Genomic DNA, 15,389 nt, shown 5'->3' with positions numbered 1-15,389 from the left:
CGGTTGATGTAAATGCCGTTCTCCGCCCCTCTAAATGAGCAACTTTCTCATCAACTTTGTCACATTCAGACCGACCGAATCAGTGGCAGATTATCCAATCAGGTCTAAACTTAATAATAAAGGAATAACAATAACTGGATTGATTATGCTACAAGAATTACAACAATCGCTGAATGACATCATTCTTGGTAAAAAGGAAGTCGTACGCCTAGCGGTCAGTTGTATGCTAGCGCACGGTCATCTACTGTTAGAAGATTTACCCGGCATGGGTAAGACAACCTTAAGCCATGCACTAGCACAGCTGACCGGAATGGATTATTGTCGGATCCAATTCACCAGTGACCTATTGCCCGCTGATTTAATCGGAATTTCCATTTTTAACAATCAGTCCAATACTTTCACTTTCCACAAAGGTCCATTATTTAATCAACTCATTCTCGCTGATGAAATTAACCGTGCTCCTCCCAAAACACAAAGCGCGCTGCTTGAAGCAATGGAGGAAAAACAAATATCAACAGACCAGGGGACATCCAAGCTTCCTTCCCCATTTTTTGTTATTGCCACTCAAAATCCATCCTTCCACACAGGCACATATCCACTTCCTGAATCGCAACTCGATCGTTTTTTAATGTGTTTAGCATTGGGTTATCCTGATAGAGAAGCTGAAAGGAAGTTATTAAAAAAAATTGAAGATGGCCCTTTATTTCTAAAGGAAAAGCCAGTTATGGCTCCCAATGATCTTCTACAACTTCAACAGCAATGCCAGCAGATTAAAGTCAGCGAGGTTATTTTTGATTACATTCAAGCATTACTTGCTGCTTCACGACAACAAAACTGGTTTATTCATGGCTTAAGTCCTCGAGCAGGGAAAGGGTTAGTGAGGGCTTCTCAAGCCTATGCATTAACAGACGGAAGAGACTATGTTAAACCCGACGATGTCATTGCGGTTGCAGGCGCTGTTATCGATCATCGATTACAATTTTGCCAAGACGAAAGGAAATCACCTAGCCAATACTTATTACAACATGTCGAGGTACCCTTGTGAAAAAGTATTTCCAAGACAAATGGCAACAATGGTTGACTCGTAAACACCCACCCATGCCCTTTGTCACCTTGAATCGACACGTCATTTATGTATTGCCCAGCAAATTCGGCAGTTTATTTTTTTTAGTGATAATCTCGTTATTCATCGGATCCGTCAATTACCAACTTAGCGGTGGTTTTTTTCTGACATTTTTATTAGTGACCATTGTTATGCTAAGTGCTTGGATTGGACATCAAAACATCAACGGACTTCGCTTTATAGCCAAACCCGTCAAAGACTCCGCCACCCACCAACTATGCCAAATCCCCATTCAAATCAGCCATAAAAAATCTTCCTGCTTCTCCATAAATCTTATCATCAATGGACGCAACAAACGATGGGAAACGTTAGAGTCAGATCAGATAATCCATATGCCCTGTTCTTTCCTGGAACGTGGTTATCATCAAGTGCCGAGAATACGTGTTGAAACCCGGTTTCCATTTGGTTTATTTGTCATATGGTCTTATCTCACGTTTGATACCCATGTTTATGTGTATCCTAAGCCTAAAGCACCAGGATTTTGGCCAGAACCAGCGTATTCTGCCAATCAACAATCCATGAGCGACGGTGATGAAGAATTTTACACACTAAAACAAAGCGAAAACCCTTGGAAGCAACCATCTCGAATCAGCTGGACAACGGCTGCCAAAGGATATGGTTGGTATGAAAAGCAATTTAGCATGCCGTTAAAAACGCTTTATTTTTTTTCAACACAACAAGTCAGCCGATTCCCCTTAGAAGAAGGGTTACGATTTATTAGTTTTTGGCTTATTGAAAGCGAAAAAAGAGGCTTTGACTATGTGTTCCAACGCCAGCCTTTTAATACTGCCAGCCATGGGCCGCATCACTTAACAAATCAACTTAGACAAGTAGCAATCTATGGAAAGGCTCAGCAATAATCGCAACTTACTGTTCCTAATGATAGCAACCGTCTTGGTATGTATATCGCCAATCCTTACAATTGCTCCCAGTTGGCTCATTATTGCTTGCTTATTCTGCTTAGGTTATAGAGCAATACAAGCATTTTTCAAAAGTGAACCAACCCATTGGCTTTTAAAACTACTATTAACAATTCTCGGACTGATATTATTAGTGCATGAAGTCAAAGGTCGACTTGATTACCTATTTTTCATCTATTTTCTTATTTTGTTTGTTAGTTTTAAGGTACTCGAAATTCAGCAAAAAAGGGATTATTTAATTCAGATATTAGTGAATTTCTATGTGTTATTCGCCTGTTTAGTAGTTGTAATGGAACTGTGGATATTTGTCTATCTTCTCGTTGCAGGACTCTTAAACTTTATTGTTCTATTTAAATTGTTCAATCCAACCATACGAATAAGCCTCTTTAGCCAACGAAATTTCCCCTTACTAATAATGACATTAATGATAACCATCGTCTTATTTTATGCATTTCCAAGAATAAGCACCCCTTTTTGGCAGCTGCCAAGTCCTGGTCAAAAACAAACGGGATTTACCGATAAACTCAAGCTGGGGGATGTTCATGAATTAGTGCTCGATGACAGCCAAGCAATGAAAATTGTTAGCCACACCAACTTAGGTAAACAACCATACTGGCGAGGTCTTGCCTTAAGTTTTTATGATGGGCTAAGTTGGCAAGTCAGCAAAGCAGCAAAAACTGCAGATAATCCTATTCCCCGACTATCTTTTCATGAAAACGCGGACATTGAAATTATCTTAGAGCCTACTCAAACTCCTTGGGTCATAACAACGGGACAAGTAACACAAGCCAGTCCTTCGTTACTTCATATTCCAAATGTTGGCATCGTTCAGTTAACAAAAAGGCCCATAACCAGGCAGTTGGGCTACCGATTCAATGTCAATCTTAAACCTTCTCGATTGATGAACAACAGCATATGGTATCTCAACCAACAATATCCTTCTTATGCTAACCCCCGTTTACAGAATTGGGCAAAGCGTCTCATGCGCTCAAGTCATCAGCAAACCGATTTATTTATTGAACAGCTTAAATCAGAAATTCAAAACAAACCCTTTTGGTATACCCTTAACCCAGCCCCTATTGGTAGAAGTGCAAGGCAGTTAGATAAGTTTTGGTTTGAAACGCGAGAAGGATATTGTGAGTATTATGCAAGTGCAGTTGCTTTTATTTTACGTGTGGCAGGGATACCAGCGCGCGTCATTGTAGGCTATCAAGGCGGTCAATGGAACCCTGTTGGGCAGTATTTAGTGGTGAAACAGTCTGATGCGCATGCCTGGGTAGAATATTGGAGCAATGAGAGCGGTTGGCTCACCCTTAATCCAACGGCTTGGATTCCAGCAAATCGAATCGATGATTCCATACAGAAGCGATTAGAAAGATTGCGCCAAAACAATTATGACCTTGAGTTTGATCGATTTGGGCATAATTTAGGTTTTTGGCAACGAACTCGCTATTACCTAGAATCCGCAAACTTTTTCTGGCAGCGATGGCTCTTATTCTATAATTATGAGACTCAACAACAATTACTCGATATCCTATCTAATCAGCGCATGCTTAACTGGGTATATGCTCATGTTAAATGGGTGTGGACTTTCATAAGCTTGGTTATCTTGCTTGTCAGTATTCGGTGGTGGCGACAACGACCTGACCCTTTTCAAAAAGAAGTAACCAAGCTACATAGCTTATGTGATAAATTAGGGGTTCAGTACCAACCGCCAGAAACGTTTACGACGCTATGTCGCCAACTTAGCAGCCTATTTCCAGCACAAAGGAACGAAATCGAAACACTAAGACAAGAATATGAGTCCTTGCGGTATCAAACAAACCAACCTATTAACCAATCTTCCTTGACTGCCTTTATCAAATCCGTCAGTAAAAAACTTAAGCAGTGGAACAAGGAGTATCAATCAAAGTAACGGGTTTATCATCGAGGCTGTGATGCAAAAAGATAGCACCTACCCGTTTAAATCTGTCGATTGAATCAGTGACTAAATAGCTTACTTGTCCTTGATGGTCCTCGCCTTGCATTAAACCTTTCTCATTGAGTTTCTGTTTAACAACTTGAGCGGTTGCTTGAGCAGAATCGACAATTTTGATAGTTGAAGGAAGCATTTCTTGGATAGCATTTTTAAAAACAGGAAAATGGGTACATCCCAGTAAAATAGTCTCATCCTCTGATATGTCAGTTAGATAATATCGCAGAGTCTCTCTTGTAATAGCATGATCCGTTAGACCTTCTTCTGCTAGCGCAACTAACAAACCACATGGGATCGCTTTGATGCGGGTATGAGGAAGTTGTTGACTGATAATCGTTTGGTACGCTTTTGAAGCAACCGTTGTTTCCGTTGCTAACAAGCTAATGCTCCCTTGTTGGCAAGCATCAATCGCTGCTTTAGCACCTGGCTCTACCACACCTATCACTGGCATATAGTGCAATCGTTGTTGAAGATGAGTGAGCGCCGCTGTCGTCGCAGTGTTGCAAGCGATAACTAATGCTTTTATTCGTTGTTCAACAAGAATTGCAGCCATCTGCTCAGCATATTGTTTGACCGTTTCTGGGCTTTTCGTGCCATAGGGTAGTCTTGCGGTATCACCCAGATAGATAAATGATTCCTGAGGTAACGTGTTCCTCAGAGCACTCAATACTGTTAACCCTCCCATGCCTGAATCAAAAACACCAATTGGCAGCTGTTGCAATAGCATATTTTCACTCATACATTATCCTAATCAAATTGTACGCCACTCACATATAACCCAGCCATAAAAATCCAAATAATCAATGAAGTGTAAAAACGACTTTCTAGCCGTTTTGTTTTGTGTCGATGCACTATCCATCGATCAAGACTAATGACAGGTACTATCGTAAAAAGAAATATCAGGGCTATCTCAACCATGCTCGTTGTCTGCGGCGATTTAGGTAAAAACGAAGCGATATAGTTCGCCAGGTTAAACCAAACCAGTTTAAACTGATTAATTACCCACATTAGAAAGATTTCAAATTCAAGAAAAAAGTAGGAAGCAATAAGCAATGGAACTAATAATTTAAACCATGAAAGTTTCCAGTATTTTTTAAATACATTGACAATTTCATCAGCAAAAATAACAACTAATGTTGCAGCTAAAACAATTAATGCAAACGATAACCACATGTTATTAGTTTCCTTCTAACTCAGCCCACCTCTGATATAGTGATTCTAACTCTGACTCAAAGTCATTTAATTGGCGTTGGTCTTCAACAATTTTCGAAGCGTCTTGCTGATAATAGCCTAATGCCGCTACTTTTGTTTGTAAAGTCTGGATCTTGCTCTCTAATAGCTCTATTTTTTCAGGTAGTTTTTTTAGTTCTTGTTGTTGATTATAGGATAATTTTGTTGATTGCTTGGCAGGCTTTTCTTGTTTAGAAACCTTTTTCTCGGCCACCACAACTTTCTTACGTTGCATCAAATAGTCATCATAACTGCCAGCATATTCAACAAATTGGCCATCACCTTGATATACTAACACACTCGTTACCACGTCATTGATAAAGGCCCGATCATGGCTGATTAATAGTAAAGTGCCCGTGTAATCAACAAGCATCGATTCCAATATATCAAGTGTATCAATATCGAGATCATTGGTTGGTTCATCCATCACTAATAGATTAACTGGCTTAGCTAATAATTTAGCTAATAATAGTCTGTTTTTTTCACCACCTGATAATGTCGAAACGGGTTGTTTAAATTGCTCAGGTGAGAATAGAAATTCTTTTAAGTAAGAGGCAACATGCTTTTTTTGGCCATTGATCGTAACATAGTCAGCCCCATCAGCAACGTTAGCCATCACTGACTGATTTTCAACCAATTGTTTTCGGTACTGGTCAAAATAAGCGACCTCTAATTGCGTTCCTAGCTTTATTGTTCCAGAGTCAGGAGGGATTTGCTGCAGTAATAATTGAATCAACGTCGTTTTACCACAGCCATTAGGGCCAATAATCCCTAACTTATCACCGCGCATAACGAGCAAAGATAGGGCCTTTATAATCGGCTTATGGTTAATAGAATAATGAACATCCTCAGCAACGACGACAGATTTTCCTGACTGGTTAACGTCCGTATCAATTGTTTTAACTTTGCCAAGTTGTTCCCGCCGTTGGCGGTATTGCTCTCGCATTTTTTTTAAAGCACGAACCCGTCCTTCATTTCGCGTACGGCGTGCTTTGATGCCTTGTCGAATCCAAGCTTCCTCCTGTGCTAATTTTTTATCAAATAAGGCATTATGTTTATCCTCAGCCAGTCTAATCGCTTCGCGGCGATCGAGGTAGGTAGGATAATCACACTCAAACGTTAGCAGCTGCCCCCTATCAATTTCTACAATGCGGTTTGCGACTTGCTGAAGAAATTGCCGATCATGGGAGATGAAGATAACGGCTCCACGATAGGATTTTAAATAGGCTTCAAGCCACTCGATGGATTCAATATCTAAATGGTTTGTTGGTTCATCGAGTAATAACACACTCGGCTCAGCGATTAATGCCTTTGCCAGTAGCACCCGACGTTTCATCCCACCCGACAAAGCGCCCATGGTTTGATTAATAGGGATACCCAAACGCTCTGCCATTGTGTTAACTTTCGGCATCATTTCCCATAAATGACGGTTATCCATTTCTGCATGTAGCGTGGACATCGCTTTTTCGTCATTTTGATAAAGAGCGACATGGTAGTGATATAATAACTGACCGTTATCACCAAGGGATTGAACCAAATAATGATAGACAGGTTCATTGTCATTGACTGGAACATCTTGAGTAAGGCCGGCAATCGTTAATTGTTTTGCGATATTAACCTCACCGGCATCGGGCTGGATTTGGCCTTCAATAAGCTTTAATAACGTTGATTTTCCAGCCCCATTTCTTCCAACGATTACAATTCTGTCGTTGGCTTCAACACGCAAATCAATTTTTTCCAGCAATTGCTGATTACCAAGATTCAGGCTAACGGACTGTAATGTGATAATGCTCATAAATCATCTTTCTAGAATTAATTTGTTATTTTCTTGGTGAATTTTAAACTCAGATAATACATTCATGCCTAACAACACCAATTCATCTGAGCTTTGTTGCATAATCACAGCCTTTATATTTGAAAATTGAAAATTACCAAAGGTTAGACTATCGATTCGAGTTAAATAACCCTTAACTGATCCACCTGCAGTATTCATTGTGATTGGATAACGACCACTTAAATTCATTTTATCAGCCAACGGCTTAGAAATAGCTACCATCGTAGCACCAGTATCAACTAACAGATCAACGGGCACATCATTGATTCGACCTTTTACTAGATAATGTCCTTGTCTATCAGCCGTTAAGACCAGTTTACCATGAATGATTTCTTCTGAACGAGTCACAGAGGCTTGTTGCTGAAACTGGAAAAATACAAATAACAAGCCAATGATCAATACCCAAGCGATTATAAACATAATTCGACCACTTCGTTGGTGCGAATTATCGTTCATGAAAGTTCCATAATTCCATCAATTTCTATCTGGACCTGTTTCGGTAATGCAGCAACTTGAACGGCAGCTCTCGCAGGAAAAGGTTGTTTTATCCAACGTTCCATCACTTGATTAAGTAACTGAAATTGACCCAAATCTGTTAAATAAACATTGATTTTGACTAAATTAGCTAAACTGCCGCCCGCTGCTTCGCACACAGCCGATAAATTAGCAAACACTTGGTTTGCTTGCTTTTCAAACTCATCAGAAATGACAACCATCGTATCTGGAACGAGTGGTATTTGACCTGATAAATAGACCGTTGAGCCCACTTTGATTGCTTGGTTATAAGTTCCAATCGCTGCAGGTGCTTTATTTGTTTCAACTACTTGCACTCTATTCCCCCTGTTTATTACGGAAAATACGAACAACCACTTTATTCGCTCTTAAGCGCCTCATCACACGTGCTAAGTGATTTCTCCCTTTAACGCCAATTGAAAAAGTCACCTCATTATGCCGGCCATCTTTGGGATCCACGTTGATATTGGCAATATTCGATTCACATTCAGCAATGGTTGACGCTAACATTGCTAGCACGCCACGTTGGTTCAAAACCTCAACGGTAATATCAACCCAATATTCTCCCTCAACCTGCTCATCCCAGCGCAAAGATACAAGCTGTTGGGGATTGTAGCGCTTCTTCGCCAACACCTCACAGTCACTGGTGTGCACAAATATTCCTCGCCCTCGATGAAAACGGCCAACAATTTTATCGCCTGGAATTGGTTGGCAACAATCAGCAAAATGAACCACCATCCCTTCCGTTCCTTTAATAGCAAGCGGTTTGTCATTTGCGACGGGTTCATACAGTTTGCCTGATTCATCTTGTTTCGAAACGAGTCGTTGCGCAATCACCATCGGGGTTTGATGACCAATGCCGATGTCATAATATAAATCATCTGCGCTACTTAAATTTAACTCTTGCAATAACTGTTCAAATGACTCGACAGGTAGTTTTTCAAACTCACAATCCAAGTCACGAAACGACTGCTCCAATAGACGTTTCCCAAGGTCGATGGATTGCGCATGTTGCTGGCTCTTAAGGAAATGGCGAATATTACTTTTGGCTTTCCCAGTAACAACAAAGTTCAACCAATTCGGATTTGGCTTACCGGTTGGTGCGGTCATGACCTCAACAGTTTGTCCTGTAATTAATGGCGTGCTAAGTGGAACCAAACGCCGGTTAACTTTTGCCGCCACACAACTATTCCCGATATCCGAATGCACCATATAAGCAAAATCGATAGGGGTTGCGCCTTTTGGTAATTCCATGATGTCTCCACGCGGGGTAAAGACATAAACTTCATCTGGGAACAAGTCAATTTTAACATTTTCGATAAATTCGAGAGAGCTGCCTGTGCTTCGCTGCATTTCTAATAAACTTTGTACCCATTCCCTGGCTCTTAATTGGGCCTCGTTTAGTTCTAATCCGGATGATTTATAGACCCAATGGGCAGCAACACCATTTTCAGCAACCCTATCCATGTCTTGGGTGCGTATTTGCACTTCGACGGGAACACCATAGGGGCCAAATAACGTCGTGTGGAGCGATTGATACCCGTTAGCTTTGGGTATGCCTATGTAATCTTTAAAACGCTTGGGGACGGGCTTGTAAGTGCGATGTAAGGCACCTAAAACACGATAGCAACTATCAATATCCTTGGTAATTACACGAAACGCAAAAACATCCGTAATTTCTGCCAATGATGTTCGTTTATCACGCATTTTTCGATAGATGCTGTATAAATGCTTCTTGCGCCCATAAACTTCAATATAAGGGATATCCATTTGAATCAGCGCATCTTGCAACTCATTTTCTATCTTTTTCGTGATTTCGCGACGATTACCCCGCGATTTATCGACCGCTGATTTGATAGCGCGAAAGCGTAACGGATACATGGCTTGAAACCCCAAGTCTTCCAAACCGACGTATAGTGTATGCATGCCTAACCGATTGGCTATGGGAGCATAGATTTCAAGTGTTTCTAAGGCAATTCGGCGGCGCTTAGCAGCAGGCATTGCTCCTAAGGTTTTCATGTTGTGATATCTATCGGCTAATTTGACGATGATGACTCGTATATCTTTAACCATCGCCAAGACCATTTTACGGAAGTTCTCAGCTTGAGCCTCCGCTTTTGTCTCAAACTTGATTTTGGTTAACTTGGTAACGCCATCCACTAAAGCAGTTACTTCTTCACCAAACTCTTGCAGCAAATCTTCCTTGGTGATGGTCGTATCTTCAACCACATCATGCAGCAAAGTGGCCATAATGGTCTGGGGATCAAGACGCATATTTGCCAAAAAAAGGGCAGCCGCTACTGGATGAGTAATGTAGGGCTCACCAGATCGTCGCATTTGCCCCTCGTGTGCTTTTTCAGCAACGAGGTAAGCTTTTTTGCATTTTTCAACTTGAGAAGCATCTAAATAACATGACAACACTTCTTCAAGCGCATCAAAATAACTCACCTTAGTCACTTTCTCCTTAACCATGCGCTCTGCGATTGCCATGTATTTTTTCTTGCCTTAATCCCTATCTAAATAATCTGGCTTAATGAATCCTTCGGCAATTTCTCGCAAAGCGATCACAGTTGGTTTGTCATTTTCCCACTCAACCAATGGCTCCTCGCCGTGGGTTGCAATATCACGTGCACGCTTGGTCGCTAGCATGACTAATTCAAAACGGTTATCAACATTTTCTAAGCAGTCTTCGACTGTTACTCGAGCCATAAGATAAATCCTCTAATTTGTTTTAAAACAACCCTATTTTACTGTTGACAAAGCAATAAAGAAAGCAATTTTGCTTTTTTCATTGCCTGTTTTGCCAATTTTAAACGATTTGCTATCACAATACTTGCCAACTCTTCAGCCGCATGCTCAAAATCGTCATTGATAATGACATAATCAAATTGGTTATAATGCCTCATTTCGTCCTGGGCTTTTTGCATTCGGCTGTGTATCACAGAATCCGTATCTTGATTACGATTCGTCAAACGCTCTCGTAATTTCTCTAAGGAGGGCGGTAAAATAAATATTGTCACCACATCCTCTTTGAAGTGCTGCTTAATTTGTTCTGCACCTTGCCAATCAATGTCAAATAAAATATCCACCCCAGCGACTAGCTTCTCAATAATCTGCTGTTTAGAAGTACCATATTGATGATCAAACACTTGCGCATATTCGATGAATTCATTCGCCTCAATCATCCTTGCAAACTGCGCGGTTTCAACAAAATAGTAATCCTTACCATTGACCTCTTTCGGTCTGGCTGGCCTTGTTGTATGTGAAATAGACACTTCTAGGTTATCCAATTTTGATAACACGTTTCGAATCAAACTGGTCTTTCCTCCGCCAGAAGGTGCAGCGACCACAATGAGACTACCTTGATATTTTTCCATCCTCTCACTCGACATTTTGAATTTGTTCACGCATTTGTTCAATTAAGACTTTCATCTCAACCGTTTGTTTACGAACATCTGCATCATCTATTTTAACACTAAGGGTATTAATTTCCCGATTTAATTCCTGCATTAAGAAATCCAACCGCCTACCAACGGGTTCTTTCATCTTCATTGCCAATTCAATTTGTTGGCAATGACTTTCAATCCTATCTAACTCCTCAGCCACATCCATTTTGGTTAACATCAAAGCAACCTCTTGCATAAGCCGATCGTCTCCGATAGTAATCGACAGTTCAGCAAGCCTACCTTCTAATTTTGCTTTCAGATGAGAATTCAATGCGTGGACTTTATTAGCAATGTTTTTTTGCAGATCCAATAAACAAACAAGTCGCTCTGCGATGATCGTTTGCAAAAATTGCCCCTCTTGACGACGGCTGTCCCATAGCCGTTTTAAGCCTTGTTCGAATGAATCGACTAGCGTCTCTTCCGACACAAGTTGAGCCTCATGCTCAATTAATATATCGGGTAAGGTCAATAATGTATCCCAGCTCAATTGTCCTATCTCGTTTACTTGTTCACTCACTTCATTCACCTGTTCAACAATTTTCTTAACGCGCATTATATCGATCGCTAAGTAATTGTTTTTCACCTGCTTTTCTTTTAATTTTAGTTGAATATCAACTTTTCCGCGTGAAATTTTAGATTTAACCCTCTCACGCAACAGTCCTTCTAAAGAGCGATACGCATCCGGCAACCGAATCGTCAAATCCTGGTACCGATGATTCACTGTCTTAAATTCCCATGTGAGTAAGACTTCCGCCAAGTCCATCTGATAAGTGGCAAATCCCGTCATGCTCAATAACATATTTGAATAACCTATATTAATAATAAAAACAAAATAGACGCTTGTAGCGCTTCACGCATATTCTTCTAAGAGATGTATGAAACAGTAATTGAAATTTTGAGAAGATAAATCTTTTTTTCTAATAATTCAAGGATTGAATCAAGCACATAATACTCACAATTAGATTGCCGTGACGATTTATTTTTAACATTTTAGGCGTTATAATACATCGTTTAATATTACTCTAGGTGCCTACCATCTTTAGTTATTTTCGAAAAATTTTGAAGCGTGCACATCCTAAGAAAAAAGTCATTAAGGATGAACATATCATACCCCGCACGCAACACTGCTTATCAAAAACGGACATTAGCGAGAATGCCTTAAAAGTGCTGAATCGTTTAAACACTGCCGGTTATGAATCCTATCTTGTTGGCGGTAGTGTGCGCGACTTACTGTTACGCAAAGTCCCTAAAGATTTTGATATCACAACCAATGCTACTCCCCAACAAATCAAAAAGCTATTTCGCAACGCTCGTATCATAGGACGTCGTTTTAAAATCGTCCATATCTTGTTTTATCGTGAGGTGATAGAAGTAGCCACTTTCCGTGCGAGCGCAACACTGCATGATAATTTAAAAGCCAATGAAAAAGGTATGCTCATTCAAGACAATGTGTTTGGTACGATGGAAGAAGACATATGGCGGCGTGATTTCACTATCAACGCCCTCCTCTATGATATTAATCAATCTGCAATCATTGATCTGACGGGTGGTTATCAGCACTTGCGCGATAAAACCATCCATATCATTGGCGATGCGCAAACACGTTATAAAGAAGATCCCGTCAGAATGTTAAGAGCCCTACGATTTTCTGCCAAACTTGAATTTGACATGGATGAAGCCACAGCCAAGCCTATCCATTCATTGATCCACTTGATTCAACATGTTTCTCCTTCTCGATTATTTGATGAAATTACCAAACTTTATCAATGTGGCCATGCACTAAAGGCTCATCAATTAACCGTTCAATTTGGGTTATACCAATTGCTCTTACCCCAAACAGCTGACGTCGACAAACAGTTTGCAAATCAACGGACATTGATTCAAATTGCGTTAGAGAATACTGACCGGCGAATTCATGAAAATAAACCCGTAACACCTGCCTTTATTTTTGCAATCATTCTTTGGTTCCCCTTGATAGCACTTGCCGAAAAAATGGTTGCTGAGGGTCAAGAGCCTTTGGTTGCTTTAGAAAAGTCCATGAGTGACGTATTGAGCAATCAGTGCCAACTCATTGCCATTCCCAAGCGTTTCACCATTGTCATCCGTGAGATCTGGCTACTTCAATATCGTTTTACCAAACGAGTCGGCAACCGCGCTTTTCAATTACTAAATCATCCTCGCTTCCGTGCAGCTTATGATTTTCTGGCCATACGTGCTTTAGCTGGGGATGCGGACATGGATATAGCGGATTGGTGGACAACGTTTCAAGAGGCAAGCCATGAAGATAAAGAAGCCATGATTGCAAAAATGCAAGGAAGTCCTGGAAAAAAAAGACGTCGCCGCCGCGCACCTATTAAACGAGAGATAAAGGATGATTGATTGTTACATCGCCCTAGGCAGCAATTTGGCAACGCCTAATCGGCAAATACGGACAGCGATTAAACATCTGAAAAACCTTCCCCATAGCCATGTCATTCAAGTAGCACCATTTTATTGTAACCCCGCTATCGGTTTAAAAAATCAGCCCAAGTTTATCAATACAGTTGTTCATATAAAAACTCGAATAATGCCTTTGAATTTACTAGCACTCTGTCAAAAAATTGAGAAATACCAAGGCCGAGTAAGAAAGCGACGATGGGGCGCAAGAAAAATTGATGTCGACCTTATAATTTATGGTGAGAAATCCATGCATCACCCCAAACTCACGCTTCCCCATCCTCGTTATCGTGAACGCGATTTTGTTCGTATTCCCTTGTCTTATTTAGATTGGACGTTGATTTAAGATACATAATCTAACGAGAGGACTGCGGACCATCCGGTAATAAAAACTCCGAGAACTAAATATCATTACGGTGAGAAACTCATAATTTGTATTTGTGCGTTAATCATAAGGTTGATATTTTTTCAGATAGCCATCTAGGCTGCTCCTTACTAGATTAGTATTGCTATGACTATCTGGTACGAAATTGCCTTCGCTTGATGCGACATATTAACTTATCTTTGGGCCCTTTGATTGGGTCGATTCTATTCTTTTATGGGCACTTTGAAAAAGTTTGTCAACGGCTCGATGAGAATCAGTTTTTAAACCAAAAACACTTAAAAAGTAAGTTGTTCTACCCTGGGCTGTGTCAATGACTTTCATTTTACCCGACGTAACAAATTCCTTTTTAATTGCTTCTATCTCGCTTGCTGAATTTACTTTTTCTAATGAATCTTTGAGCTCTTTAAGTAACGATCGCTTAAGCGCATCTCCTTTTAACCCGCTATACTGCTCTTGAAATTCCGAGAGAGCAAAATCAGCTGAACTCACTTCATGAAAAGAATGCTGTCGGTTGCTCAATCTGCCTTCTAGATACTCACGAACAGCTACTCTGGAATTCGTCTTGTGTTGGGTAAGTAACAACTCTTTATGTGATTTTAGTTCATCAATAACGTCTTTTGGTAACAGAATGACGTTTTGTTCTACCCGTTCTAACAATTTGATGGGAGATTTTGATAAGGACCATCCGGGATTGGAATAATAGAAGGATCTTACCGCCCATCGCCACGCACTTTTATTACTTTTTAAGTGGTTATATATGTATATCCATTGATCATTACCATTAATTGTTCTTGAGTCGTCCTCGCTCATATTTTGTGTATAAGCCGTGGGATTATTATAATGAAACAGACCAAAGTCAAGGTCGATTAGCCTTAAACCATCGGATGTGTACATGATATTTTGCCGACTATCATGATCACAATTATCGGCTAAATCTGGGTGAGAATAGCCTAACTCATTTAACTTTTTAAGGGCTATGACCCATTTATCCACTGCATCAGGATCCTTCGGTTCCCCTGGAATTAACCTGGGCATGTTAAAGACTACGTTGTTATTGGCTTTCGTATTCCACAGTCCTAAGACAAAATACTGATCAATTTTATGGGTGGAGAGCATAAACTTTTGCTCTAGTAGACGGTGGTTGATACGATGAAGATTGTGTATTCCTTCATCAGTATATGCACTGTTATGCCTTGTTCTTTTAATGGCCTTGTCATCCGTTTTTTTATAAACCACTCCCTCAACCCCCATGCCTATGATTGCCTCTGAGGGTCTGTAGCTTTTATTCAATGATTTATTACTTTTCCACAATTCCACACTAGCAATGGGTGCAGAATGCTGGCTATCAAAGCGAACAGCGTAGACAACATTTTGGTAGCGAAAAATTTTAAAGGATGGATCCTCGGCATCAAGGTAATGGGCAGTGATATCATCCCCACTCATAATATCGCTTGTAGCAGGCATCATGTTATTATCCTAAGTAGTTATCTATTTCAATCATAGAATTGAACTGAAAAATGTGAAGAA

Annotated in this window: 14 protein-coding genes and 1 pseudogene; 5 read left to right on the top strand and 10 right to left on the bottom strand. The window is 40.3% G+C overall.

All coding sequences use genetic code 11. From position 1 onward, the window contains the following. The first annotated feature begins 145 nt into the window (after positions 1-145). From AB3348_RS00255 to AB3348_RS00245, 3 genes are read left to right on the top strand one after another with little or no spacing between them, the layout of a single operon-like run. On the top strand, positions 146-1,045 hold the full coding sequence (locus tag AB3348_RS00255) for an AAA family ATPase (RefSeq protein WP_367605534.1): 900 nt from the start codon (positions 146-148) through the stop codon (positions 1,043-1,045). Next, positions 1,042-1,983: a hypothetical protein gene (locus AB3348_RS00250; RefSeq protein WP_367605532.1), complete on the top strand. Its 942-nt coding sequence runs from the start codon at positions 1,042-1,044 to the stop codon at positions 1,981-1,983. The genes AB3348_RS00255 and AB3348_RS00250 overlap by 4 nt, the downstream gene beginning before the upstream one ends. Continuing rightward, positions 1,964-3,958 carry a transglutaminaseTgpA domain-containing protein gene (locus tag AB3348_RS00245; RefSeq protein ID WP_367605530.1) on the top strand — a complete coding sequence of 665 codons (1,995 nt, stop codon included), beginning with the start codon at positions 1,964-1,966 and terminating at the stop codon, positions 3,956-3,958. The genes AB3348_RS00250 and AB3348_RS00245 overlap by 20 nt, the downstream gene beginning before the upstream one ends. Here the strand turns inward: AB3348_RS00245 and murI are convergent. The 9 genes and pseudogenes from murI to AB3348_RS00200 all read right to left on the bottom strand — a co-directional run bounded on the left by murI (position 3,924) and on the right by AB3348_RS00200 (position 11,840). Beyond that, entirely contained in the window at positions 3,924-4,757 is an 834-nt protein-coding gene (gene murI / locus AB3348_RS00240) for a glutamate racemase (RefSeq protein ID WP_367605528.1), read from the bottom strand. The two genes, AB3348_RS00245 and murI, sit on opposite strands and share 35 nt — an antisense overlap. 8 nt (positions 4,758-4,765) lie before the next feature. Then, entirely contained in the window at positions 4,766-5,191 is a 426-nt protein-coding gene (locus AB3348_RS00235; RefSeq protein WP_367605526.1) for a hypothetical protein, read from the bottom strand. 4 nt (positions 5,192-5,195) lie between these two features. Then, entirely contained in the window at positions 5,196-7,043 is a 1,848-nt protein-coding gene (locus AB3348_RS00230) for an ATP-binding cassette domain-containing protein (protein ID WP_367605524.1), read from the bottom strand. Between the two features lie 3 nt (positions 7,044-7,046). Next, complete coding sequence (locus tag AB3348_RS00225) at positions 7,047-7,538, bottom strand: TIGR02281 family clan AA aspartic protease (protein ID WP_367605522.1); 492 nt, start codon at positions 7,536-7,538, stop codon at positions 7,047-7,049. After that, entirely contained in the window at positions 7,535-7,912 is a 378-nt protein-coding gene (locus AB3348_RS00220) for a Rid family detoxifying hydrolase (RefSeq protein ID WP_367605521.1), read from the bottom strand. The genes AB3348_RS00225 and AB3348_RS00220 overlap by 4 nt, the downstream gene beginning before the upstream one ends. A 1-nt stretch (position 7,913) precedes the next feature. Beyond that, entirely contained in the window at positions 7,914-10,043 is a 2,130-nt protein-coding gene (spoT, locus tag AB3348_RS00215) for a bifunctional GTP diphosphokinase/guanosine-3',5'-bis pyrophosphate 3'-pyrophosphohydrolase (RefSeq protein WP_367605857.1), read from the bottom strand. 90 nt (positions 10,044-10,133) lie between these two features. Then, a pseudogene (rpoZ, locus tag AB3348_RS00210) lies at positions 10,134-10,304 on the bottom strand (DNA-directed RNA polymerase subunit omega); the annotation flags it as partial. A gap of 38 nt (positions 10,305-10,342) precedes the next feature. After that, positions 10,343-10,972, bottom strand: a complete 630-nt coding sequence (gene gmk / locus AB3348_RS00205) for a guanylate kinase (RefSeq protein ID WP_367605856.1) — start codon at positions 10,970-10,972, stop codon at positions 10,343-10,345. Positions 10,973-10,976: 4 nt separating this feature from the next. Beyond that, positions 10,977-11,840, bottom strand: coding sequence for a YicC/YloC family endoribonuclease (locus tag AB3348_RS00200; RefSeq protein WP_367605519.1), 864 nt, complete (start codon positions 11,838-11,840; stop codon positions 10,977-10,979). Positions 11,841-12,100: 260 nt separating this feature from the next. On the opposite strand from AB3348_RS00200, the gene pcnB reads away from it, so the two are divergent. Both pcnB and folK read left to right on the top strand, forming a co-directional pair. Next, entirely contained in the window at positions 12,101-13,420 is a 1,320-nt protein-coding gene (gene pcnB / locus AB3348_RS00195) for a polynucleotide adenylyltransferase PcnB (RefSeq protein ID WP_367605517.1), read from the top strand. Continuing rightward, the gene (folK, locus tag AB3348_RS00190) at positions 13,413-13,823 is read left to right on the top strand and encodes a 2-amino-4-hydroxy-6-hydroxymethyldihydropteridine diphosphokinase (RefSeq protein WP_367605515.1); all 411 of its coding nucleotides are present in this window, start codon (positions 13,413-13,415) and stop codon (positions 13,821-13,823) included. The genes pcnB and folK overlap by 8 nt, the downstream gene beginning before the upstream one ends. Before the next feature lie 207 nt (positions 13,824-14,030). Here folK and AB3348_RS00185 read toward each other — a convergent pair whose 3' ends face one another. Then, positions 14,031-15,329 carry a hypothetical protein gene (locus AB3348_RS00185; protein WP_367605513.1) on the bottom strand — a complete coding sequence of 433 codons (1,299 nt, stop codon included), beginning with the start codon at positions 15,327-15,329 and terminating at the stop codon, positions 14,031-14,033. Positions 15,330-15,389: the final 60 nt, after the last annotated feature.

This window comes from Legionella sp. W05-934-2, from assembly GCF_964199965.1.
In the GTDB taxonomy this organism is placed as follows: domain Bacteria; phylum Pseudomonadota; class Gammaproteobacteria; order Legionellales; family Legionellaceae; genus JAFIFT01.
This window is presented reverse-complemented; position numbering and strand designations above follow the sequence as displayed.

What these genes read in the sequence shown, in the direction of transcription:
- AB3348_RS00255 (WP_367605534.1), top strand. Translation starts at nt 146, where the DNA reads ATGCTACAAGAATTACAACAATCGCTGAATGACATCATTCTTGGTAAA.
- AB3348_RS00245 (WP_367605530.1), top strand. Translation starts at nt 1,964, where the DNA reads ATGGAAAGGCTCAGCAATAATCGCAACTTACTGTTCCTAATGATAGCA.
- murI (WP_367605528.1), bottom strand. Translation starts at nt 4,757, where the DNA reads ATGAGTGAAAATATGCTATTGCAACAGCTGCCAATTGGTGTTTTTGAT.
- AB3348_RS00235 (WP_367605526.1), bottom strand. Translation starts at nt 5,191, where the DNA reads ATGTGGTTATCGTTTGCATTAATTGTTTTAGCTGCAACATTAGTTGTT.
- AB3348_RS00230 (WP_367605524.1), bottom strand. Translation starts at nt 7,043, where the DNA reads ATGAGCATTATCACATTACAGTCCGTTAGCCTGAATCTTGGTAATCAG.
- AB3348_RS00225 (WP_367605522.1), bottom strand. Translation starts at nt 7,538, where the DNA reads ATGAACGATAATTCGCACCAACGAAGTGGTCGAATTATGTTTATAATC.
- gmk (WP_367605856.1), bottom strand. Translation starts at nt 10,972, where the DNA reads ATGGAAAAATATCAAGGTAGTCTCATTGTGGTCGCTGCACCTTCTGGC.
- AB3348_RS00200 (WP_367605519.1), bottom strand. Translation starts at nt 11,840, where the DNA reads ATGTTATTGAGCATGACGGGATTTGCCACTTATCAGATGGACTTGGCG.
- folK (WP_367605515.1), top strand. Translation starts at nt 13,413, where the DNA reads ATGATTGATTGTTACATCGCCCTAGGCAGCAATTTGGCAACGCCTAAT.
- AB3348_RS00185 (WP_367605513.1), bottom strand. Translation starts at nt 15,329, where the DNA reads ATGATGCCTGCTACAAGCGATATTATGAGTGGGGATGATATCACTGCC.